The organism is Bradyrhizobium lablabi (genome assembly GCF_001440475.1).
Taxonomy (GTDB): Bacteria; Pseudomonadota; Alphaproteobacteria; order Rhizobiales; family Xanthobacteraceae; genus Bradyrhizobium; species Bradyrhizobium lablabi.
In genome coordinates this window covers 39,098-39,633 of sequence record NZ_LLYB01000064.1, presented here as the reverse complement: position 1 = coordinate 39,633, position 536 = coordinate 39,098, and the positions used below count along the sequence as shown (strand labels likewise).

The following is a 536-nucleotide window of genomic DNA, read 5'->3' as shown; positions in this document are numbered from 1 at the left end:
CGCCTGGTCGCCATGATCGAAGAGGAGCTTGCCGCGGCGAGAGCCGCGGCCAAGAAGACCGGCCGCCCGGCGCGCCGCTTCAAGGACTTCCAGTGGAGCACGCTCGACACCTGGAGCCGAAGGCGTNCGCGTCGTCGCCAAGGCGGAGTGGACGCAGGGCGAGGCCAACCCGCGCTTTGTCGTGACCTCGCTCAAGCGGGCCGAGGCCGGCGCCCGCGCCCTTTACGAGGACATCTACTGCGCCCGCGGCGAGATGGAGAACCGCATCAAGGAGTGCCAACTCGATCTCTACGCCGACCGCACGTCGGCTCAGACCATGCGCGCCAACCAACTGCGGCTGTGGTTCGCCTCGATGGCCTATGTGTTGATCTGTGCCCTGCGGCGTATCGGCCTGGCCGACACCGTCTTCGCCGACGCCACCTGCGGCACCATCCGCCNNTCAAGCTCCTCAAGATTGGCGCGCTGGTGCGCGTCTCCGTTCGCCGTATCAAGATCGCCATGGCCTCGGCCTGCCCAGCCGCCGAACCGTGGGGCCA

General features: G+C 68.3%; 1 pseudogene. It reads left to right on the top strand.

Features of this window, described 5'->3' with window-relative positions:
- Window positions 1-127: 127 nt before the first annotated feature.
- Window positions 128-437: pseudogene (locus CQ14_RS46270) on the top strand (transposase); the annotation flags it as partial.
- Between the last annotated feature and the right edge of the window lie 99 nt (window positions 438-536).